At 75.6% G+C, this 20,290-nt stretch carries 18 protein-coding genes and 1 pseudogene; 13 read left to right on the forward strand and 6 right to left on the reverse strand.

From position 1 onward, the window contains the following. The first annotated feature begins 137 nt into the window (after positions 1 to 137). Entirely contained in the window at positions 138 to 932 is a 795-nt protein-coding gene (locus D0Z06_RS07700; RefSeq protein ID WP_304999752.1) for a GntR family transcriptional regulator, read from the forward strand. Between the two features lie 101 nt (positions 933 to 1,033). After that, a complete protein-coding gene (locus D0Z06_RS07705; RefSeq protein WP_117376794.1) occupies positions 1,034 to 1,426 on the forward strand; it encodes a tautomerase family protein in 393 nt (130 codons plus the stop codon). A 92-nt stretch (positions 1,427 to 1,518) separates the two neighbouring features. Here D0Z06_RS07705 and D0Z06_RS07710 read toward each other — a convergent pair whose 3' ends face one another. After that, positions 1,519 to 2,679 (reverse strand): FUSC family protein, encoded by a 1,161-nt coding sequence (locus D0Z06_RS07710; RefSeq protein ID WP_158579908.1) that lies wholly within the window; start codon positions 2,677 to 2,679, stop codon positions 1,519 to 1,521. A gap of 271 nt (positions 2,680 to 2,950) precedes the next feature. On the opposite strand from D0Z06_RS07710, the gene D0Z06_RS07715 reads away from it, so the two are divergent. Continuing rightward, a complete protein-coding gene (locus D0Z06_RS07715) occupies positions 2,951 to 4,414 on the forward strand; it encodes a sugar porter family MFS transporter (RefSeq protein ID WP_233517527.1) in 1,464 nt (487 codons plus the stop codon). An 84-nt stretch (positions 4,415 to 4,498) separates the two neighbouring features. On the opposite strand, the gene D0Z06_RS25680 is transcribed toward D0Z06_RS07715, so the two are convergent. Next, complete coding sequence (locus D0Z06_RS25680; RefSeq protein WP_199522193.1) at positions 4,499 to 4,669, reverse strand: hypothetical protein; 171 nt, start codon at positions 4,667 to 4,669, stop codon at positions 4,499 to 4,501. 214 nt (positions 4,670 to 4,883) lie between these two features. On the opposite strand from D0Z06_RS25680, the gene D0Z06_RS07720 reads away from it, so the two are divergent. The 9 genes from D0Z06_RS07720 to lhgO all read left to right on the forward strand — a co-directional run bounded on the left by D0Z06_RS07720 (position 4,884) and on the right by lhgO (position 16,462). Beyond that, entirely contained in the window at positions 4,884 to 6,443 is a 1,560-nt protein-coding gene (locus D0Z06_RS07720; protein WP_117376796.1) for a PTS mannitol transporter subunit IICB, read from the forward strand. Between the two features lie 130 nt (positions 6,444 to 6,573). Then, on the forward strand, positions 6,574 to 7,011 hold the full coding sequence (locus D0Z06_RS07725; protein WP_117376797.1) for a PTS sugar transporter subunit IIA: 438 nt from the start codon (positions 6,574 to 6,576) through the stop codon (positions 7,009 to 7,011). A 71-nt stretch (positions 7,012 to 7,082) separates the two neighbouring features. Further along, on the forward strand, positions 7,083 to 8,123 hold the full coding sequence (locus tag D0Z06_RS07730; protein ID WP_117376798.1) for a zinc-dependent dehydrogenase: 1,041 nt from the start codon (positions 7,083 to 7,085) through the stop codon (positions 8,121 to 8,123). Between the two features lie 171 nt (positions 8,124 to 8,294). After that, on the forward strand, positions 8,295 to 9,803 hold the full coding sequence (locus D0Z06_RS07735; protein WP_117376799.1) for an FAD-linked oxidase C-terminal domain-containing protein: 1,509 nt from the start codon (positions 8,295 to 8,297) through the stop codon (positions 9,801 to 9,803). 7 nt (positions 9,804 to 9,810) lie between these two features. Beyond that, positions 9,811 to 11,031, forward strand: coding sequence for an FAD-binding oxidoreductase (locus D0Z06_RS07740; protein ID WP_117376800.1), 1,221 nt, complete (start codon positions 9,811 to 9,813; stop codon positions 11,029 to 11,031). Continuing rightward, entirely contained in the window at positions 11,028 to 12,488 is a 1,461-nt protein-coding gene (locus D0Z06_RS07745) for a (Fe-S)-binding protein (RefSeq protein WP_117376801.1), read from the forward strand. Before D0Z06_RS07740 ends, D0Z06_RS07745 begins: the two co-directional genes overlap by 4 nt. A gap of 55 nt (positions 12,489 to 12,543) precedes the next feature. Continuing rightward, positions 12,544 to 14,790 carry a malate synthase G gene (locus D0Z06_RS07750; protein WP_117376936.1) on the forward strand — a complete coding sequence of 749 codons (2,247 nt, stop codon included), beginning with the start codon at positions 12,544 to 12,546 and terminating at the stop codon, positions 14,788 to 14,790. A gap of 23 nt (positions 14,791 to 14,813) precedes the next feature. Beyond that, positions 14,814 to 15,242, forward strand: a complete 429-nt coding sequence (locus tag D0Z06_RS07755) for a GlcG/HbpS family heme-binding protein (RefSeq protein ID WP_117376802.1) — start codon at positions 14,814 to 14,816, stop codon at positions 15,240 to 15,242. Positions 15,243 to 15,253: 11 nt separating this feature from the next. After that, a complete protein-coding gene (gene lhgO / locus D0Z06_RS07760) occupies positions 15,254 to 16,462 on the forward strand; it encodes an L-2-hydroxyglutarate oxidase (protein WP_117376803.1) in 1,209 nt (402 codons plus the stop codon). 15 nt (positions 16,463 to 16,477) lie between these two features. Here the strand turns inward: lhgO and D0Z06_RS07765 are convergent, their stop codons facing one another. The 3 genes from D0Z06_RS07765 to D0Z06_RS07775 form a co-directional block, all read right to left on the reverse strand. Then, positions 16,478 to 17,089 (reverse strand): PadR family transcriptional regulator, encoded by a 612-nt coding sequence (locus D0Z06_RS07765; RefSeq protein WP_117376804.1) that lies wholly within the window; start codon positions 17,087 to 17,089, stop codon positions 16,478 to 16,480. Between the two features lie 149 nt (positions 17,090 to 17,238). After that, positions 17,239 to 17,709, reverse strand: coding sequence for a DUF1707 SHOCT-like domain-containing protein (locus D0Z06_RS25685; protein ID WP_199522195.1), 471 nt, complete (start codon positions 17,707 to 17,709; stop codon positions 17,239 to 17,241). 81 nt (positions 17,710 to 17,790) lie between these two features. Beyond that, positions 17,791 to 18,642 (reverse strand): LysR family transcriptional regulator, encoded by an 852-nt coding sequence (locus D0Z06_RS07775; protein WP_117376805.1) that lies wholly within the window; start codon positions 18,640 to 18,642, stop codon positions 17,791 to 17,793. 320 nt (positions 18,643 to 18,962) lie between these two features. Between D0Z06_RS07775 and D0Z06_RS26195 the strand changes: the two are divergent. After that, a pseudogene (locus tag D0Z06_RS26195) lies at positions 18,963 to 19,526 on the forward strand (EamA family transporter); the annotation flags it as partial. A gap of 36 nt (positions 19,527 to 19,562) precedes the next feature. On the opposite strand, the gene D0Z06_RS07785 reads toward D0Z06_RS26195, so the two are convergent. Continuing rightward, positions 19,563 to 20,270, reverse strand: a complete 708-nt coding sequence (locus D0Z06_RS07785; protein WP_117376806.1) for a class I SAM-dependent methyltransferase — start codon at positions 20,268 to 20,270, stop codon at positions 19,563 to 19,565. Positions 20,271 to 20,290: the final 20 nt, after the last annotated feature.

The following is a 20,290-nucleotide window of genomic DNA, read 5'->3' on the forward strand; positions in this document are numbered from 1 at the left end:
CGGTCGTCTGCGACTGTGCGCCACCGCACAGCACGCCGTCAAGACTTTGTCCTGACATACGGACGAACTTTTGTGTCGACGACCGATTGCCCCGATGAGGTGAGGGCAGACCCGGTGCCCGGTGCGATCATGCGGGTGTGTCGCCGCCGCTCCGGCCGCGCGCCCGCCCGCACGAGGAGGACGAGGAGGACGAGGTGGCCGACGTGCCGACCTTCGACATCGACCGCTCCAGCCCCACGCCGCTGTGGTTCCAGCTGTCGCACGCCATCGAGAGCGCCATCTCGGAGGGGCGGCTGCCGACCGGGTCGCGGCTGGAGAACGAGCTCTCCCTCGCCGAGCGCTACGGGCTGTCGCGGCCCACCGTGCGGCGCGCGGTCCAGGAACTGGTCGACAAGGGCCTCCTGGTGCGCAAGCGCGGGGTCGGGACGCAGGTCATCCAGCCGCACGTGCGCCGCTCCGTGGAGCTGACCAGCCTCTACGACGACCTGGCCCGCGGCGGCGAGAAGCCGACCACCGAGGTGCTCTCGCTGCAGCGGGTGCCCGCGCCGGCCGACGTCGCCGAGGAGCTGGACCTCGCGCCGGGCGAGGAGGTGGTGGCGCTGCGCCGGCTGCGGCGGACCCGCGGGGAGCCGCTGGCGCTGCTCACCAACTACCTGCCCGGGCGCTTCGAGCCGACGCTCGAGGAGCTCACCGAGCGCGGGCTCTACCAGTACCTGCGCGGGCAGGGGGTGCACCTGCGGGTGGCCCACCAGCGCATCGGCGCGCGGCTGGCGCGTGCGGACGAGGCGCGGCTGCTCGAGGAGCCGCCACGGTCGGCCCTGCTGACCATGCAGCGCACCGCCTTCGACGACAAGGGCGCCGCCGTCGAGCACGGCCGGCACGTCTACCGCGCGTCCCGCTACGACTTCGAGACCACGCTCGTCGGCCGCTGAGGATCTTCCGGCTCCCTCTTCACAAAGACGTAATGTCCTGACATAGTCCTCGACGTGTGGCTGGCGTCACGCCGGCCGATCCCGCCGTCGAGGGAGTTCCCGTGCCCCTGGTCCGCATCGACGTCGTCGAGGGACGACGCACCCCCGAGCAGCTGCGGCTCCTGGCCGACACCGTCCAGGAGGTGCTGCTCGACGTGTTCGCCGCACCGCCCCGCGACCGCTACCAGGTCCTCACCGAGCACCGGCCCGGTCACCTCATCTGCGAGGACACCGGGCTGGGCATCGAGCGCACCGACGACCTCGTGGTGCTCCAGGTCGTCCAGCAGGGGCGGTCGGAGGAGCAGAAGCGGGCGCTCTACGCCCGGCTGTGCGAGCGCCTGGGCGAGGTGACCGGGTTGGCGCCCGGCGACCTCGTCGTCTCCGTCACCGCCAACACCCGGGCCGACTGGTCCTTCGGGCTCGGCCGCGCCCAGTTCCTCGACGGCGACCTCTGACCCCGGGCCCTGCCCCCGCCCGGCCCGCCCCTGGCCCTGCCCCGCCCGGCCCGCCCCCGCCCGTCTGGAGACCAGCCATGCCCGCACCGCGATCAGAGCGGACGGCGACCGACCCGCAGCTGCAGCGCGGCGCGGCGCCTCGTCACCGCACCTCCGCCGGGGACGGGGCCCAGCTCGTCGAGCATGCGGTCCACCGTCGTGAGGAGCGCGGAGTTCAGCTCCCACAGCCCCGCCCGGCTCCGCGGGTCCTCGAGGAGCAGGTCCCGCACCAGGGCGCGGTCGCTGCCCAGCGCGGCCAGCGAGCCGGCGAGCAGCCCGGCCCGGTCGTCCTCCGGACCCCGCGCCGGCTCGGTGAGCAGCCGGCCGAAGGCGTCGACCACGTCCCCCATGCGCTCGAGCAGGGCCGCGGTGCTCGACCGGACCGTGTCGGCGTAGGCGGCGTCGGCGGCGACGCCGGTCCGCTCCCGCGTGGCGTCGTCGATGGCGCGGAACAGCGTGCGCAGCGAGACCGAGGTGTACTCCAGCGCGTCGAGCCCGGCTCGCATGCCGTCGGGCACCCACGGCGCCCGCAGCGCCCGCAGGTTGAGCCGGCGGCTCTCCTCGGCGTCGGCGAGCGCGCGGTCCAGCCGGGGGACGTGCCGGTTGAGCCGGCGGGCGTCCTGCAGCCAGCGGGACGACTGCTCCACCCCCACCGCGCCCGCGCGCAGCTCCGCCGCCGCCCCGTGCAGCAGCCCGGCGATCTCCGCGGCGAAGTGGCCGACCGACCGGGTCGCGTACCGGGTCTGCACCGCGGGCGGGACGGCGGCGTTGACGGCGATGCCCACGGCCGCCCCGACCAGCGTCTCGAGGACGCGGTCGGCGCCGACGGTCCCCGCCGTCGAGGCGCCCACGCCCAGCACCAGCATCGCGCTGATCGGCACCTCCACCAGGTGCGGCCCCAGGCGCAGCAGCTGGCCGACGAGGATCGACGCCGCGACGAGCGCCGCGAGGCTCCACCAGGTCAGGCCCACGACCGCGACGAACAGGACGGCGAGGGCCACGCCGGAGACGACGCTCAGCACCCGCTGGACGCCGTTGACCACGGTGCCGGTGAGCGTGGCCTGGACGACCAGCAGCGCGGTGAGCGCGGCGATCAGCGGGGGCGGGTCCGCCAGCCCCAGGGCCCGCGCGACGAGGTAGGCCGCGACCGTCGCGGCCGTCAGCCGCAGCGCACGGGAGGCCGCCGAGCGGCCGCGCCGGCGGAGCAGCGCCACGATTCCGGCGGGACCGGGTCCCCCGGGTGCCGGCCGGCTCCGGGGTCCCGCGGTCACGTCCCCATCGTCCCCGGTCCCCGGCGCCGGTGGTGCCCGAACCGCCGACGGCTCCCCCGGGCGGGGGTGTGCTCGCCCACAGCGGCCGCGGTGCGGCGGGTGCCGATCCGCCGTCGGGCGCCCTGACCCGCGCGATCACCCGCCCCGCTCCCTCCACCCCCGTCCCCTCCCCGCACCCGGGGCCGCACCGGCCCCCCTCCCGAGAAGAGGCGCCATGTCGGCGATCCACCACCCCCCCGGCGGGACCCCCGCCGGGACCGGAGGCCCCCCGGGCCACAACCGGTTCCTCGTCAAGCTCACCGTCATCTCCACGCTCGGCGGCCTGCTGTTCGGCTACGACACCGGGGTCATCTCCGGCGCCCTGCTCTACATGGGCGAGGACCTGGACCTGACACCGCTCAGCGAGGCGGTCGTGGTCAGCTCGCTGCTCTTCCCCGGCGCCGCCTTCGGCGCACTCCTCGGCGGCCGGCTGGCCGACGCGCTGGGCCGGCGCGGTGCCCTGTTCGTCTGCGCCGTCCTCTTCCTCTTCGGGGCCCTGATCACGGCGGTCGCCCCGAACGTCCCGATCATGGTGGCCGGCCGCGTCCTGCTCGGCTTCGGCGTCGGCGCCGCGGCGGCGGTCGTCCCGCTGTACCTCGCCGAGATGGCGCCGGTGTCCAAGCGCGGCCGCATGGTGACGATCAACGAGCTGATGATCGTGACCGGGCAGTTCCTCGCCTTCACGACCAACGCCGTCCTCGACGCGGTCATCGACGACCCGAACGTCTGGCGCTGGATGCTCGGCGTCGCCACCATCCCGGCGATCGCCCTCTTCGTCGGCCTGTTCGTCCTGCCGGACTCGCCGCGCTGGTACGCCGTCCGCGACCGGCTCGACGACACCCGGCGGGTCCTGGAGCTCAGCCGGCCCGCGGCCGAGGCCGCCGAGGAGTACGACGTCGTCGCCGAGCACGCCCGGCGCGACCTCGCCGAGGACAAGGGCCGGGCGCTGCAGGACCTGCGGGCCTACCCGTGGATGCGCCGGGTCCTCTGGATCGGCTGCGGGCTGGCCACGGTCCAGCAGGCCACCGGCATCAACACCGTCAACTACTACGCGCCGACGATCCTGGAGGACACCGGCCTCGGCGCCAGCGCCAGCCTGGTCCTCACCATCACCGTCGGCGTCATCGCGATCATCGGCACGATCATCGGGATCATCCTGCTCGGGTTCGTCAACCGGCGGCCGCTCATCATCACCGGCTTCGTCGGGGTGGCGGCCGGGCACGCGATCCTCGCGCTGTGCTTCCTGCTGGCCGAGTCCGACCTCCGCAGCTACCTGATCCTCGCCGCCATGCTGCTCGTCGTCTTCTTCGTGCAGACGTTCATCGGGACGCTGGTGTGGCTGCTGCTGTCGGAGATCTTCCCCATGACCATCCGCGGGTTCGCCATGGGCATCGCGGTGTTCGTCCTCTGGACGGTCAACGCCGCCATCTCCTTCGCCTTCCCGCCGCTGGTCGCCGCGCTGGGCGCGACGCTGACGTTCGGCCTGTTCGCGCTCGTCAACACCGGCTCGATCGTCTTCGTCACCAAGTTCGCGCCGGAGACCCGCGGCCGGACCCTCGAGGAGCTCGAGGACAACTTCCGGACGCACGACGCCGGGCACTTCGTCCACGAGGCCCCGGCCGGGGTCCGCGGGGGCTGACCCCGCCGCTCCACCCGCGCCCGCCGCCCCGGGGTCCGTCCCGGGGCGGCGGGCGCAGGCGTGCCCGGGGCGGCGGCAGCGCGGTCAGGCCGGCAGCAGGGGCCGGCCGCAGCCGGCGCAGCGGGTGGGGGGATCGCGGTCCGCGACCCGGCCGCAGTCCGGGCAGACCCGCGCCAGCCAGCAGGCCGGGTCGCCGCCCGCCTCGTCCCCGGCGTCGTCCCGCGGATCGCCGGGTACCCGGTCCTCGCCCGTCACCCCCCGAGTGTGCGGCCCCGCGCGCCCCGGTCGCCCGTGCGCGCCCGACTGTGTTGCCTCCATCTGTGTTGATGTGGGTTTCGTTGGGAAGGTGTTGACACGCCGCTCGTCGTGCGTGACCCTGGTCACCGCCAACCGAGCTGGGAACGCCGCCCACCTCCACGGGGGACGGCCGTCACGGGGTGGTACCCGTCTGCCATCGAGAGGGAAGCCAGTGAGCACGTCGACAGCAGCACCCGCGGGGGCCTCCGGCGCCCGGGTCGCAGTCCAGAAGTTCGGCACGTTCCTGTCCGGGATGATCATGCCGAACATCGCCGCCTTCATCGCCTGGGGCTTCATCACGGCCTTCTTCATCGAGACCGGGTGGACCCCCATCGGTGGGCTCGGTGGCTTCGGGACGAACGACGCCGGGGACCCGAACACCGGCCTGGTCGGCCCGATGATCATCTACATGCTTCCGCTGCTGATCGCCTCGCAGGGTGGCCGGATGGTCTACGGCGTCCGCGGCTCCGTGGTCGCCGTGGTGGCCACGATGGGCGTCATCGTCAGCACCTCCCAGCCGATGTTCCTGGGCGCGCTGATCATGGCCCCGCTGGCCGCCTGGGTGATGAAGCAGGTCGACGGGCTGTGGGACGGCAAGATCAAGCCCGGCTTCGAGATGCTGGTGAACAACTTCTCCGCCGGTATCGTCTCCGCCGCGCTCGCCGTCGTCGGCTTCTTCACCTTCGGCCCGGCCGTCGAGGGGATCTCCACCGCGCTCGGCAACGGCGTCGACTGGCTGGTCGAGAACGGCGTGCTGCCGCTGGCCAGCATCATCATCGAGCCGGCCAAGGTGCTGTTCCTCAACAACGCCATCAACCACGGCGTGCTGACCCCGCTCGGCGTGCAGCAGTCCGCCGAGACCGGCCAGTCGATCCTGTTCCTGCTCGAGGCCAACCCCGGCCCGGGCATGGGCGTGCTGCTGGCCTACATGTTCTTCGGCACCGGCATGGCGCGCAGCACCGCCCCGGCCGCGGCGATCATCCACTTCTTCGGCGGCATCCACGAGATCTACTTCCCGTACGTGCTGATGAAGCCGATCCTGCTGCTGGGCACCATCGCCGGCGGCATGGTGGGCATCGGCACCCTGGTGGTCTTCGACGCCGGCCTGCGCGCCCCGGCCGCCCCCGGCTCGATCATCGCCGTCCTCGCCCAGACCCCGGGCGGCAGTTTCGCGGGCGTGATCCTGTCGGTGGTCCTGTCCTGCCTGACGTCCTTCGTCATCTGCTCGCTGCTGCTGCGGCTCAGCCGCAACAGGGGCGGGGACCTCTCCGAGGCGACCGCCTCGATGGAGGCCATGAAGGGCAAGAAGAGCTCCGTCGCCGGCACCCTCACCGCCTCCGAGGAGGCCGTCGAGGACCAGTACGAGGCGGCCGGCTGGGCCCACGGGGACGCCGCGGCGGCCGCCGCCGGCGAGCAGCGGGGGCCGGTCCACCGCATCGTGTTCGCCTGCGACGCGGGCATGGGCTCCAGCGCCATGGGCGCCTCGGTCCTCCGCAACAAGATCAAGAAGGCCGGGTTCTCGGACGTCGAGGTCACCAACATCGCCATCGCCAACCTGCAGGACGACGTCGACCTCATCGTCACGCACAAGGACCTCACGCCCCGCGCGCGGGGCATGTCGCCCTCGGCCCAGCACGTCTCGGTCGACAACTTCATGAACAGCCCGCAGTACGACGCGATCGTGGACCAGCTGCGGACCACGAACACGCAGGGCGCCTCGTCGTCCAGCTGAGGGCCGTCCCGCTCGAGGCCGTCCCGCTGAGGGCCGCCGCGGCCTGATCCGAGTTGCCCCGGGAACGGCCGGCCGGGAGCGTCGAGCTCACCGGCCGGCCGTTACCCCGAGCAGTGAGGTGCACGAGACGATGAGCGAGATCCTGACGCCCGCCCAGGTCAAGGTCCCCGGCAGCGCCCGGACCAAGGACGACGCGATCCGGGAGGCCGGGCAGATCCTGGTCGACGCCGGCGCGGTCGACCCCGCCTACGTGGACGCCATGTTCGAGCGGGAGCGGTCGGTGTCGACCTACATGGGCAACTACCTGGCCATCCCGCACGGCACCAACGAGGCCAAGGAGTCCATCCACCGCTCGGCCCTGTCGGTGGTCCGCTACGACCAGCCCATCGACTGGGACGGCAACGAGGTCCGCTTCGCCGTCGGCGTCGCCGGCGTCGAGGGCGGTCACCTGGAGATCCTGGGGAAGATGGCGGTCGTCTTCTCCGACACCGACGAGGTCGACCGGCTCCTGGCCGCGGGCTCGGCCGAGGAGGTCCACCAGCTGCTCCACTCGGTCAACGAGGACTGACCCCACCCACGACGTCCCGGGGCGCGCGCCGCACGGCGAGCCCGCGACCCGGCGGAGGAGGAACACCACAGATGAAGGCCGTGCGCTTCTACGCACCGGGGGACGTCCGGATCGAGGACGTGGCCGAGCCCGTCTGCGGGCCGGACGAGGTCAAGCTGCGGGTCCGCAACTGCTCGACCTGCGGCACCGACGTCAAGATCCGCAACAACGGGCACCAGAACATCGACCCACCGCGGACCATGGGCCACGAGATCGCCGGCGAGGTGGTGCAGGTCGGCGAGGACGTCAGCGGCTGGTCGGTCGGCGACCGCGCGCAGGTGATCGCCGCCGTGCCCTGCGGCGAGTGCTACGAGTGCCGCCGCGGCTGGATGGCGGTCTGCGAGAACCAGACCTCCGTCGGCTACCAGTACGAGGGCGGCTTCGCCGAGTACCTGGTCGTGCCCCGCGAGGTGCTCAAGGTCGACGGCCTCAACCGGATCCCCGAGAACATCGGCTACGACGAGGCCTCGGTCGCCGAGCCGTTCGCCTGCGCGATCAACGCCCAGGAGCTGGTGCACGTCGGGGAGGGCGACACGGTCGTCGTCTTCGGGGCCGGGCCGATCGGCTGCATCCACATCCGGCTGGCGCGGGCCAACGGCGCCGAGCGGGTCTTCCTCATCGACGTCAACGCCGAGCGGCTGGCGATGTCGGCCAAGGCGGTCGGGCCCGACGAGGTCATCAACGGCAGCGAGGTCGACGTCGTCGAGCGGGTCAAGGAGCTCACCGGCGGGCGCGGGGCCGACGTCGTCATCACCGCGACGGCGGCGAACGTGGCGCAGGAGCAGGCGATCCGGATGGCGGCGCGCCGCGGGCGGATCTCCTTCTTCGGCGGGCTGCCCAAGACCAACCCCTTCATCCAGTGCGACTCCAACCTGGTGCACTACCGGGAGCTGATGATCATGGGGGCCAACGGGTCGGCGCCGTCGCACAACAAGCGCGCGCTGGAGTACATCGCCAGCGGCCAGGTGCCGGTGAAGGACCTCATCACCGCGCGGCTGCCGCTCGACCGGGCCCTGGAGGCCTTCGACGTCGTCGCCAGGGGCGAGGCGATCAAGGTCACCGTCGAACCCTGAGGCCGACCCCGCCGCGCGGGCCGGGTCCGCCCGGCCCCGGCCCGCGCAGCGGGCTGCGCGTCCCGGCCCGCACAGCGGGCTGCGCGTCCCGGCCCGCACAGCGGGCTGCGCCCCGTGCACCCGCGCCCTACTGTGTCGGGGAGCACACCCGGTGCAGGGGAGGGGCGAGGCGTGACGACGTACGCCGGCGAGTACCTCGACCTCCTCCCGGAGCCGCCGGCCGGCCGAGTCACGGCGGCCTTCCGCGCGGACGTCGCCCGGGCCGTGGGCCCCGGCGGCCTGATCACCGAGCCCGCCCAGCTGCGCACCTACGAGTGCGACGGGCTGACCGGGTACCGCGTCACCCCGGCGCTCGTGGTGCTGCCCGCGACGACCGAGGAGGTCGCCGCCGTCGTCCGGCTCTGCGCCCGCGACGGCGTCCCGTTCGTCGCCCGCGGCGCCGGCACGGGGCTCTCCGGCGGCGCCCTGCCGGTCGCCGACGGCATCGTGATCGGCCTGGCCCGGATGCGCGCGGTCCTCTCCGTGGACGTCGACGACCAGCGCGCGGTCGTGCAGCCGGGGGTCACCAACGCCGGCATCTCGGCCGCCGTCGCGCCGCACGACCTCTACTTCGCCCCCGACCCCTCCAGCCAGGTCGTGTGCACCATCGGCGGCAACGTGGCCGAGAACTCCGGTGGCGCGCACTGCCTGAAGTACGGGTTCACCACCAACCACGTGCTCGCCCTGACCTTCGTCACCGCCGACGGCGACGTCGTGCAGCTCGGCGGGGACGCGCCCGACCCCGTCGGCCCCGACCTGCGGGCGGTGGTGCTGGGGTCGGAGGGCACGCTCGGCGTGGTCACCGAGATCACCGTCCGGCTGCTGCGCCGCCCCGAGGCGGTGCGCACCCTCGTCGCCGACTTCGCCGACGCGGAGGACGCCGGCAACGCGGTCAGCGACATCGTCGCCGCCGGCATCGTCCCGGCGGCCGTGGAGATGCTCGACGAGCTCGCGATCGACGCCTGCGAGCGGGCGGTGCAGGCCGGCTACACCCCGGGCTGCCCCGCCGCCCTGGTCGTCGAGCTCGACGGGGTGGCCGCCGAGGTCGAGGACGAGTTCGAGCGGGTCCAGGAGATCTGCCGGCGGAACCGGACCACGCACGTCCGGATCGCCGCGGACCCCGAGGAGCGCGCCCGGGTCTGGAAGGGGCGCAAGGCGGCCTTCGCCGCCATGGGCCGGATCAGCCCCGACTACTTCGTCCAGGACGGCGTCATCCCCCGGACCCGGCTCGGCAGCACGCTGACCCGCATCCGGCAGATGTCGGAGCAGGCCGGCCTGCGGGTGGCCAACGTCTTCCACGCCGGGGACGGCAACCTGCACCCCCTGGTGCTCTACGACGGCGCCGTGCCGGGGGAGGCCGAGCGCGCCGAGCACCTGGCGACGGCGATCGTCGAGCTGTGCGTCGAGCAGGGCGGGTCGATCACCGGCGAGCACGGCGTCGGCAGCGACAAGGCCTGCTCCATGCCGAAGATGTTCGGCCCCGACGACCTCACCGTCATGGCCCGGGTCCGCGCCGCCTTCGACCCGCAGGGCATCTGCAACCCCGGCAAGGTGCTGCCGACCCCGCGGCTCTGCGGCGAGCGCCCCGGCCCCCACCGCCCGCACCCGCTGGAGGCGGCCGGCGTCATCGAGCGGCTGTGAGGCCGGCATGACGGTCGCGGGCGGCACCCGGACCCGCGTCGAGCAGCCCGGCACGGTCGCCGAGGCCGCCGACCTGCTGCGCGGGTCGTCGGGCCCGCTGCTGTTCCGCGGCGCCGGCACCAAGCGGGCCTGGGCCGGCCGCCCCGCCGAGCCCGCGCTGGTCGTGGACACCGCCCGGTTGTCCGGCGTGCTGGCCTACCACCCGGCGGACATGACCGTCGCCGTCGGCGCAGGGATGCCGCTTGCCGACCTGCAGGCCCTGCTGGCGGAGGAGGGGCAGTGGCTGGCCCTCGACCCCGGCACCGAGGAGGCCGGCGCCACCGTCGGCGGACTGCTCGCCACCGGGGACTCCGGGCCGCGCCGGCTGCGCTACGGCGCCCTGCGGGACCTCGTCATCGGCGTCACCCTCGTGCTCCCCGACGGCACCGTGGCCCGCGGCGGCGGCAGGGTCATCAAGAACGTCGCCGGCTACGACCTGCCCAAGCTGCTGTACGGGTCGCTGGGCACCCTGGGGCTGGTCGCCGAGGTCGTGCTGCGGCTGCACCCCCGCCCGGGGGCGAGCGCGACCGCCACGGTGCGCGTCCCGGTCGACCGGGCCGCGGAGCTGGCCCGGCGGCTGCGCGCCTCCCCGCTGGAGCCGGCCGCGGTCGACTGGGCCGACCTCGACGGGGGGCTGCTCGCCGCCCGCTTCGAGGGCACCGCCGCCGGCGTCGAGGGCCGGCGGGAGGCCGCCCTCGCGCTGCTCGCCGACGGCGCGCCCGCCGCGTGGCGCACGGGGGACGGCGAGCAGGCCGTGTGGCGGCGGCTGGCCGAGCCGCACCGGCCCGACGGGGAGGCCACGCTGGCCGCGGCCGGCACGCGGCCCGGCCGCACCTCCGAGGTCGCCCGGGCCCTCGCCGCGTCGGGGGACGACGCCGGCGTCCGCACCGGGCTGGCCAGCCGCCCCGCGCTCGGCCTGCACACCGCGCGGTTCACCGGCCCGCCGGCCGCCGTGGCCGCGGCCGTCACCGCGTGGCGGGCGCGGGTGCTCGCGCTCGGCGGCACCGTCCTGCTGCGGGAGCGGCCCCCCGCGGTCGACGCCGAGCTGGACCCGCTGGGCCCGCCCCCGTCGTCGGTCGGGCTGCTGCGGGCCCTGCGCCGGCGCCTGGACCCGCAGGCCCGCTGCGCCCCGGGCCGGCTCGGCTCCTGGCTCGACCCCGCACCCCGAGAGGACGGCCCCCGGTCATGACCGCAGGCGAGACCGGTCACGAGACCAGCCGCGACGAGGACCTGCGCCTCACCGTCGCCCCGCCCCCGGCCGGCGGCGACGGGGCCGGGCTGTTCGACCTGCACCACCCGCCCTCCGCCGAGCTCATCTCCGACTGCGTGCACTGCGGGTTCTGCCTGCCCACCTGCCCGACCTACGCCCTCTGGGGCGAGGAGATGGACTCCCCGCGCGGCCGCATATACCTGATGAAGCTGGGCCGGGAGGGGGCGGTCGCGCTCGACGACACCTACGTGCAGCACTTCGACGCCTGCCTCGGGTGCATGGCCTGCGTGACCGCCTGCCCGTCCGGGGTGCAGTACGACAAGCTGATCGAGGCCGTCCGCCCCCAGCTGGAACGCCACCACCGCCGCGAACGGCACGACCGGCTGTTCCGGGCCGCCGTCTTCGCGCTGTTCCCGCACCCCGGCCGGCTGCGGGTCGCGGCCGTCCTCGGCGCGGCCTACCAGCGCTCGGGTGCCCGCCGGCTGCTGCACCGCGGGCGGCTCTGGTCGCTGCTGCCCGACCGGCTGCAGGCCGTGGAGGAGCTGATGCCCCCGGCCCGGCTGCGCCGGCTGGCCGCCCGCACCCCGGAGGTCACGCCGGCCGTCGGCACCCGCCGGCGGCGGGTCGGCTTCCTCACCGGCTGCGTGCAGCGGGTCTTCTTCGCCGACGTCAACGCCGCCACCGTGCGCGTCCTCGCCGCCGAGGGCTGCGAGGTGGTCGCGCCGCGGGCGCAGCGCTGCTGCGGGGCGCTCAGCGAGCACGCCGGGCGGGAGCCGGAGGCGCTGGCGCGGGCCCGGCGGCTGATCGACGTCTTCGCCGCCACCGACGTCGACGCGATCGTCGCCAACGTCGCCGGGTGCGGCTCCACGCTCAAGGAGTACGGCCGGCTGCTGCGCGACGACCCGGCCTACGCCGAGCGGGCCGCCGACTTCTCGGCCAAGGTGCGCGACGTCTCCGAGCTGCTCGCCGAGCTCGAACCCGTCGCGCCCCGGCACCCGGTCGAGGGCCGGCTCGCCTACCACGACGCCTGCCACCTCGGGCACGCGCAGGGGGTCCGCGCCCAGCCGCGCGCGGTCCTGCGCACCATCCCCGGCCTGCAGGTCACCGACATCCCCGAGGCGGAGATCTGCTGCGGCTCCGCGGGGATCTACAACCTCGTCCAACCCGGGCCCGCCGGGGAGCTGGGCCGGCGCAAGGTGGAGAAGGTGCTGTCGGTCGCCCCCGACGCGCTGGCCACCGCCAACCCCGGCTGCCTGCTGCAGATCCGCCGGTACTGGCCCGGGGACCTGCCGATGTTCCACCCCGTCGAGCTGCTCGACGCCTCGATCCGCGGCGTGGACCCGATCGCCGCGGCCCGCGCGCCCGGTGGCCGGCGGCGCCCCCCGTGGCTGCGCCGGCGGCACGAGGCCCGCACCGCCGAGCCCGGCCGCTTCTGACCACCGCCGGCGGGCCGTCCTGCAGGGCACGAGGAGAGGGGCCAGGGTGGGCACCATGACCGACACGACCGGGACGGGCGGGCTGCAGGTCGACCCCGCGCTGCGCGACTTCGTGGCCGACGAGCTGCTCGCCGGCCTCGACCTGGAGCCGGGGGGTTTCTGGTCGACGGTCGCCACGCTGCACGAGCGCTTCGCCGGGCGGGTCGAGGGCCTGCTGCGCCACCGCGACGAGCTGCAGGGGCGGATCGACGCCTGGCACCGCGAGCACGGGGCCGGGGACGTCGAGGAGCTCGAGGCCTTCCTCACCGGCATCGGCTACCTGCTCCCGCCCGAGGAGCCGCAGGTGCACGTCACCGGCGTCGACCGGGAGATCGCCGAGGTGCCCGGCCCGCAGCTGGTCGTGCCGGCCACCGTGCCCCGCTACGCGCTCAACGCCGCCAACGCCCGCTGGGGGTCGCTGTACGACGCCCTCTACGGCACCGACGCCCTGCCGCTGGAGCACGAGCTCGCGCGCGGCTACGACGAGCGCCGCGGCGCGCAGGTCATCGCCGAGGCCGACCGCCTGCTGGACCGCTTCTGCCCGCTGGCCGGCGGCAGCCACGCCGACGTCACCGCCTACCGCGTGCCCGCGCCCGGCGAGCTGGCCGCCGACACCCCGGCGGGGACGACCGGCCTGGCCGACCCGGCGCAGCTGGCCGGCCACCGGCCGGCCGACGACACCGGCGGGGACCGACCGGCCGCCGTCCTGCTGCGCCGGAACGGCCTGCACCTGGAGCTGACCGTCGACCCGTCGACGACGGTCGGCGCGCAGCACCACGCCGGGGTGTCCGACGTGCTGCTGGAGTCCGCGGTCACCACGATCGTCGACCTCGAGGACTCCGTCGCCACGGTCGACGGCCCGGACAAGGTCGGTGCCTACCGCACCTGGCTGGGGCTGCGCACCGGGGAGCTGACGGCGACCTTCGGCAAGGAGGGGCGCACCGTGACGCGCGCCGTCCACGGCGACCGCCGCTACGTCGGCGCCGACGGCGGCGAGCTGACCCTGCCCGGGCGGTCGCTGCTGCTGGTGCGCAACGTCGGCCACCACATGCGGCTGGACGCCGTCCGCACCGCCGGCGGCGAGCCGGTGCTCGAGGAGGTCCTCGACGCGCTGGTCTCCGCGGTCGCCGCCCTGCAGGAGTTCCGCGGCAACGGCCGGTACCCCAACACCCGCACCGGCAGCGTCTACGTGGTCAAGCCGAAGATGCACGGGCCCGACGAGGTCGCGGTGTCGGTCGAGCTGCTCGCCGCCGTCGAGGAGGCGCTCGGCATGGCGCCCACCACCCTCAAGATCGGCATCATGGACGAGGAGAAGCGCACCTCGGTGAACCTCGAGGCCTGCATCGCCCGCGCCGCCGACCGCGTCATCTTCGTCAACACCGGCTTCCTCGACCGCACCGGCGACGAGATCCACACCGACTTCGAGGCCGGCCCCGTCGTCCGCAAGGACGACCAGAAGGCGCAGACCTGGCTGACCACGTACGAGGCCCGCAACGTCGACGTGGCGCTGCGGGCCGGCTTCGCCGGGCAGGCGCAGATCGGCAAGGGCATGTGGGCCAAGCCGGCGGCGATGCGGGAGATGCTCGACACCAAGGGCGCCCACCCCCGGGCCGGGGCGAACACCGCCTGGGTGCCCTCGCCGACCGCGGCGACGCTGCACGCGCTGCACTACCTGGAGACCGACGTCCTCGCCGTGCAGCGGGAGCTGGCGCAGCGGCCGCCGGCCGACCGGCGCGGCCTGCTCGTGCCCCCGGTGCTGCCCGACGGCGGCGCCGGGCTGTCCGCGGAGGAGAAGCGGCACGAGCTGGAGACCAACGCCCAGTCCATCCTCGGCTACGTCGTCCGCTGGGTCGGGCTGGGGATCGGCTGCTCGACCGTGCCCGACCTCGCCGGGGTGGGCCTGATGGAGGACCGCGCCACCCTGCGCATCTCCAGCCAGCAGATCGCCAACTGGCTGCACCACGGGCTGGTCGACGAGGCCCAGGTGCGCGAGACCTTCGCCCGGATGGCGGCCCTGGTCGACGAGCAGAACGCCGGGGAACCCGGCTACCAGCCGATGAGCGCCGACCTCGACGGCAGCCCGTCCTTCCAGGCCGCGCTGGACCTGGTGTTCTCCGGCCGGCGCGAGCCCAACGGCTACACCGAGCGGGCGCTCACCCAGTGGCGCAAGGAGGCCAAGGCCGGCCCCCGCCCTGCGGGGGGCGGGGAGCCGCGGACCCGCGAGGCCGTCCTCACCGACCAGGCACCCAGCCCGGCCTCCTGAGCCGGCACCGAGGAAGGAGCCCCGTGGCCATCGACCTGGACACCGCCCGCGCGGTCGTCGCGGCGGCGCGGGCCGCCGGCCGCGACCGCGGCCTCAAGCCCCTCACCGTCGTCGTCCTCGACGCCGGGGGGCACGTGGTCGCCGCCGAGCGCGAGGACGGCTCGTCCAACGGGCGCTTCGCGATCGCGTCCGGCAAGGCGTCCGGAGCCCTGGCGCTCGGCATGGGGTCGCGGGCCCTCATGGCCCGGGCCGAGCAGCAGGCCTACTTCGTCGCCGCCGCCGGCGCGGCGCTCGGCGGCGCGCTGGTGCCGGTCCCCGGCGGCGTCCTCGTCCGGGACGCCGGCGGGGCGCTGCTGGGCGCCGTCGGCGTCTCCGGGGACACCTCCGACAACGACGAGGCCGCCGCCGTGGCCGGCATCGAGGCGGCCGGTCTGGTCGCCCAGCCGGACTGACGGGGCGGCGGGTGAGCGCACCGTCGCGGATCGGGGTCGTCGGCGCCGGCATCGTCGGGCTGGCGGTCGCCCGGCGGCTGGCGCAGCTGCGGCCGGACGCGCGGATCACGGTGGTGGACAAGGAGGCCGACGTCGCCGTCCACCAGACCGGGCACAACTCCGGCGTCGTCCACGCCGGGCTCTACTATGCCCCGCGGTCGCTCAAGGCGGGGCTGTGCACCCGCGGCCGGGGCCTGCTGCGGGAGTTCTGCGCCGACCACGGGCTGGCCTACGACGAGTGCGGCAAGCTGGTCGTCGCCCGCGACGAGGGCGAGGTGCCCGCCCTGCGCGAGATCGAGCGCCGCGCCACCGCCAACGGGGTCCCCGACCTGCGCTGGCTGCCCGGCGTGGCGCTGCGCGAGGTCGAACCCGAGGCCGTCGGGGCGGCCGCGCTGCACTCGCCGCGCACCGCCGTGGTCGACTTCGCCGCGATCGCCCGGGCGATGGCCGGCGAGCTGCGCGACAAGGGCCACGAGGTGCGGCTGGGCTTCGAGGTCACCGGCGTGCGCCGCAACCTCGACGGCGGGGTCGCGGTCTGCTCGGCCGAGGAGGCGTTCGCGGTCGACCGGCTGGTGGTGTGCGCCGGGCTGCACACCGACCGGGTCTCCCGGCTGGCCGGCGACGGGCCGGAGCCGGCGATCATCCCGTTCCGCGGCGAGTACTACCGCCTGGTCCCCGGACGCAGCGGCCTGGTCCGCGGGATGATCTACCCGGTGCCCGACCCCCGCTTCCCGTTCCTCGGGGTGCACTTCACCCGCCGGGTGAGCGGCAGCGTCGACATCGGGCCCAACGCCGTGCCCGCCGCGGCCCGCGAGGGCTACACCTGGGGGCGGGTGGACCTGCGCGACGTCTGGGCCACCGCCTCCTGGCCGGGCGTGCGCCCGCTGGCCCGGAGGTACTGGCGGACCGAGCTCGCGGAGATCCGCGCCTCGCTGTCGAAGCGGCGCTACCTCGCCTCCGCGCGGGAGTTCGTCCCGGCGCTGCGGGACGACGACGTCGTCCGGGCACCCGCCGGCGTCCGGGCCCAGGCCGTCGACCGGGACGGCGCGCTGGTCGACGACTTCCGCATCCACCGGGTCGGGTCCGTCGTCACCGTGCGCAACGCGCCGTCCCCGGCGGCCACGTCGGCGCTGGCCATCGGCGAGCACGTGGCCGACCTGGTCCTGGCCGACCGGGGCTGACCGCCGCGGTCCCGGTCACCCGTCCGGCTGCCCGGCGGCGGGCTCCGGCCCGTCGGCCAGCAGCAGGTACAGCGACCGCCGCGCCTCGGCCAGCACGCGCGCGGCCTCGGCCACCTGCGCCTCCGAGCCGGTGCGGGCGACCTGGCGGACGGCGCCGTGCAGCTGGTCGAGCAGCGCGGGCAGCTCCGCCCCGGGCCCGGCCGCGGCCCGGCCGGCGAAGGGGTCGGCCCCGGAGCCCTGGCGCTCCTCGACGTGCGCCCGGCCGGCGTCGGTCAGCGTGACCAGCTTGCGGCCGGCGTCCGCGGTGACCGTCACCAGCCCCTCGTCCTCGAGCTGGCTGATGGTCGGGTAGATCGCGCCGGGGCTGGGTGTCCAGCGGCCCGCGCTGCGCTCGGCGATGGCCTGCATCAGCTGGTAGCCGTGCATCGGCTGCTCGGCGAGCAGGAGCAGGACGGCGGAGCGGACGTCGCCGCGCGGCGCCCGTCCCCGGCCACCGCGCCGGTGCGGGGGCCCCGGCGGCAGGTCGCCGGGCATCCCGAAGGGGCCGCGGCGGGGGTGGTGGTGGCGCAGGCCGGGGTGCCGGCCGTCGTGCCCGGGCACGTCGCGCCCGGGGAGGTGGTGCCTCATCGTGGTCCTCCAGTGGTGTATCGGATGACAGTAACGATACATCGTTACTGTCATCCGTCAACGACCGTCAGCAGGAACCGCGGCCCGGGCGCCCCGGCGGCGGCGGCCGGGCTCCCGAGGAGGAGGCGACGGGTGCCGGGGCCGGCGGCTCAGCCGCGGCCGGGACCCCAGCGCCCCGGCCCCTCCCCGCCGACGGGGCCGCCCTCGTCGAACGGCCCGCCCCCGTCGACCAGCACCTCGGCGGCCAGCGACCCGACCGCGGCGAGCAGCAGCACCGCGACCAGCACGGCCAGCAGGACGACGGCGATCCGCGCTCCGGTCAGCCGCCACCGGGCGCCACCCAGCGAGGCCCGCAGCTGCGCGGCGGCGAGGGCCGCCACCGCCGGCCAGCCGGGCGGGGCCGGCGGCTGGGGGGCCGGCGGCAGGTCCGCCGTGAGCGGCGAGAGGTCGGCCAGGTGGACGGCGGCGAAGGCCGCCGCCATCCGCTCGCTGCCCTCGTCGGCGGTGAGCAGGCCCCGGGCGACGGCGTCCTGGAGCACCTGCACCGTCGCGGTGCGGTCGGCGTCGGAGGCCCGGAGGGCGGGCCGGGCGAGCCCGTCCCGGTCGGTCGGCGGTGGCATGGCGGCGTCCTCCCGGCGGTGCGCGGTGGTCGGGCCGGCAGTGTGCTCCGCCTCCCTGTGCGCGAGCTGTGGGCCGGGCGGTCAGCGACCGTAGAGCTCCCAGACCAGGGCGACGAACGGCTCCAGGGCCGGCGGTGGGCTGTCGGCCCACCACGCCAGCAGCACCCGGACCCGAGGGGCGTCGCGGACCGGTCGGTACACCACGCCGGGGCGGGGGTGCTGGGCCGCGGTCCCCTCCGCGCTCACCCCGACGGCCTGACCGGCGGCGATGGCGGTGAGCCACTCGTCCACCCCGCGCACCGGGCGCCGCGCCGGCGCCTCCGGTGGCGGCCAGAGACCCTCGGTGGTGGTGCCGGTGAGGACGTCGACGGCGACGGTGCGGCCGGCGACGTCCGCGAGCCGCACGCTCCGCCGGCGGGCCAGCGGGTCGTCGGCGGGCATGGCCGCGACCCGCCCCTCGGTGCCCAGCAGCGCGGTCCGCAGCCGCGGGTCGTCGACCGGGCGGCGCACCACGCCGGCGTCGGCGGCTCCCTCCAGGAGCCCGGCGCTCGGCGTGTTCGACTGCACCAGCGTGAGCGCAGAGCCGGGGTGCTCGGCCGCCCAGCGCCGCTGCGCCGTGGTGGTGTGCCGGCCCAGTGCCGCCCAGGCGTACCCGATGCGCAGGTCGCCGCGGGCCTCGGCGGCCGCCCGGCGGACCGCGGCCACCTCCTCCAGCACCCGCCGGGCGTGCGCGGCGACGCGCCGGCCCACCGGTGTCGGTGCCACCTCCCGCGTGGTGCGGTGCAGCACCGGCGCGCCCAGGGCCCGCTCCAGTGCCGCGACCGTCCGGGACACCGACGCCTGGGAGGTGTGCAGCGCGGTCGCGGCACCGGTGAAGGTGCCGGTGTCGAGCACGGCGAGCAGGGCGCGCAGCTGCCGGATCTCGACATCCATGCGTCCACCGTATCGATGCCTGCGACATCGGCATTTCCCCTCGTGCGCCCGCGGTGCCGAGACTCGCTCCCGTGGAGGACAGCGGTCGGGCGGGCAGCCGCGTGCGCGGGGTGACGACGATGTCGGGCAGCGCGCTGGCCAACCAGGTCGGTGCGGCGACGGGGGCGCTGGCCTTCGACGCGGTGGGGCCCGCCGGGGTGGTGGCGGTGCGCCAGTGGGTCGCCGCCACCGTCCTGCTGCCGGTGGCCCGCCCGCCGGTGCGGCGGATGACCCGGGCCCAGTGGTGGCCGGTCCTGCTGCTCGCGGTGGCCTACGGGTGCATGAACCTGGCGCTGTACACCGCGATCGACCGGATCGGCCTGGGCCTGGCGGTCACGCTGGAGTTCCTGGGGCCGCTGGCCGTGGCGCTGGCCGCCTCGCGCTCGGCCCGCGACGCGGCGATCGCGGCCGCCGCGGCCGCGGGGGTCTACGTGCTCGTGCTGCCCGGCCCGGCCGGCGACGTCACGGGCGTGCTCTGCGGGCTGCTGGCCGCCGGCTGCTGGGCGGCCTACATCGTGCTCAACCGGGTCGCCGGCGCGCGGCTGCCCGGCCTGCAGGCCCCGGCGCTGGCCAGTGCGCTGTGCGCCGTGGCCTACCTGCCGGTGGCCGTCGTCCTCGCCGCGTCCGGCCGGCTGGCCGGTGCTGCGCTGGCCTGCGCCGTGGCGGCCGGGGTGCTCGCCTCCGCGGTGCCCTACGCGGCCGACCTGGTGGCGCTGCGGTCGGTCCCGCCGCGGTTCTTCGGCGTCTTCATGAGCGTGCACCCGGTGCTGGCCGCCTTGGTCGGCCTCGTGGTGCTCGGCCAGCACCTCGCCCTGCACGAGTGGGTGGGGATCACCGTGGTCGTGCTGGCCAACGCCGTCGCGGTCGGCGCCGGCCGGCGCTCAGGCGGCGGTGGCGGTGACGAAGGTGCACACGCCCTCGCCGCTGTCGGCCCGGTGCCGGAGGCCGATGAGGGCGAGCGCGGCGATCTCGACCCGGTGGGCGACCTGGCGCAGGCCGCTGTAGTCGGTGCTGCCGCCGCTGCGGACCTCGATGTCGGTGAACCCGGCCAGCCGGACGTGCTCGGTGAGCATCCAGTCGGGGAGGATCGAGATGTGCCCGGGCTGGTAGTAGTGCTTGGGCCCGAAGATGTACGGGGCACCCCGCAGGAACATCTTCAGCCGTGAGTGCGGGTGGGTGATGTTGGGCGTGCTCACCAGCAGCCGGTCGCCGGGCCGCAGCAGCGACCGGATCGAGCGCAGCACCCCGCGCGGGTTCTCGACGTGCTCGAGGGTCTCCACGCAGACCACCATGTCGAACGGCCCGCGGGTGTCCTCGGTCCACTCCGGGGCGTCGAGGTCGAGCCGGTGGATCCAGTCGTGCGGCGGCTCGAGGTCGGTGGGGACGACGTCGAACCCGGCCTCCTGCAGCCGCAGGGCGAGCGCGCCGCAGCCGGCGCCGACCTCCAGCACCCGGCCGCCCCGGGGGAGCGCGGCCCGCACCAGCTCGACCGTGTACTCGTGCACGCCGGGTGCGGCGTGCACGGAGTGCCCCTTGTAGGTGTCGACGGGCTCGGTCCGCTGGACGGTGGTGCGCTCGGAGGCGGTCACCGCACCAGCCTGGCACGGCG

Origin of the sequence: Geodermatophilus marinus (genome assembly GCF_003428645.1) — a bacterium.
GTDB lineage: Bacteria > Actinomycetota > Actinomycetes > Mycobacteriales > Geodermatophilaceae > Geodermatophilus.

Coding starts and splice junctions, on each gene's coding strand:
- D0Z06_RS07715 (WP_233517527.1), top strand. CDS start 2,951: ATGTCGGCGATCCACCACCCCCCCGGCGGGACCCCCGCCGGGACCGGA.
- D0Z06_RS07725 (WP_117376797.1), top strand. CDS start 6,574: ATGAGCGAGATCCTGACGCCCGCCCAGGTCAAGGTCCCCGGCAGCGCC.
- D0Z06_RS07730 (WP_117376798.1), top strand. CDS start 7,083: ATGAAGGCCGTGCGCTTCTACGCACCGGGGGACGTCCGGATCGAGGAC.
- D0Z06_RS07740 (WP_117376800.1), top strand. CDS start 9,811: ATGACGGTCGCGGGCGGCACCCGGACCCGCGTCGAGCAGCCCGGCACG.
- D0Z06_RS07745 (WP_117376801.1), top strand. CDS start 11,028: ATGACCGCAGGCGAGACCGGTCACGAGACCAGCCGCGACGAGGACCTG.
- D0Z06_RS07750 (WP_117376936.1), top strand. CDS start 12,544: ATGACCGACACGACCGGGACGGGCGGGCTGCAGGTCGACCCCGCGCTG.
- D0Z06_RS07765 (WP_117376804.1), bottom strand. CDS start 17,089: ATGAGGCACCACCTCCCCGGGCGCGACGTGCCCGGGCACGACGGCCGG.
- D0Z06_RS25685 (WP_199522195.1), bottom strand. CDS start 17,709: ATGCCACCGCCGACCGACCGGGACGGGCTCGCCCGGCCCGCCCTCCGG.
- D0Z06_RS07775 (WP_117376805.1), bottom strand. CDS start 18,642: ATGGATGTCGAGATCCGGCAGCTGCGCGCCCTGCTCGCCGTGCTCGAC.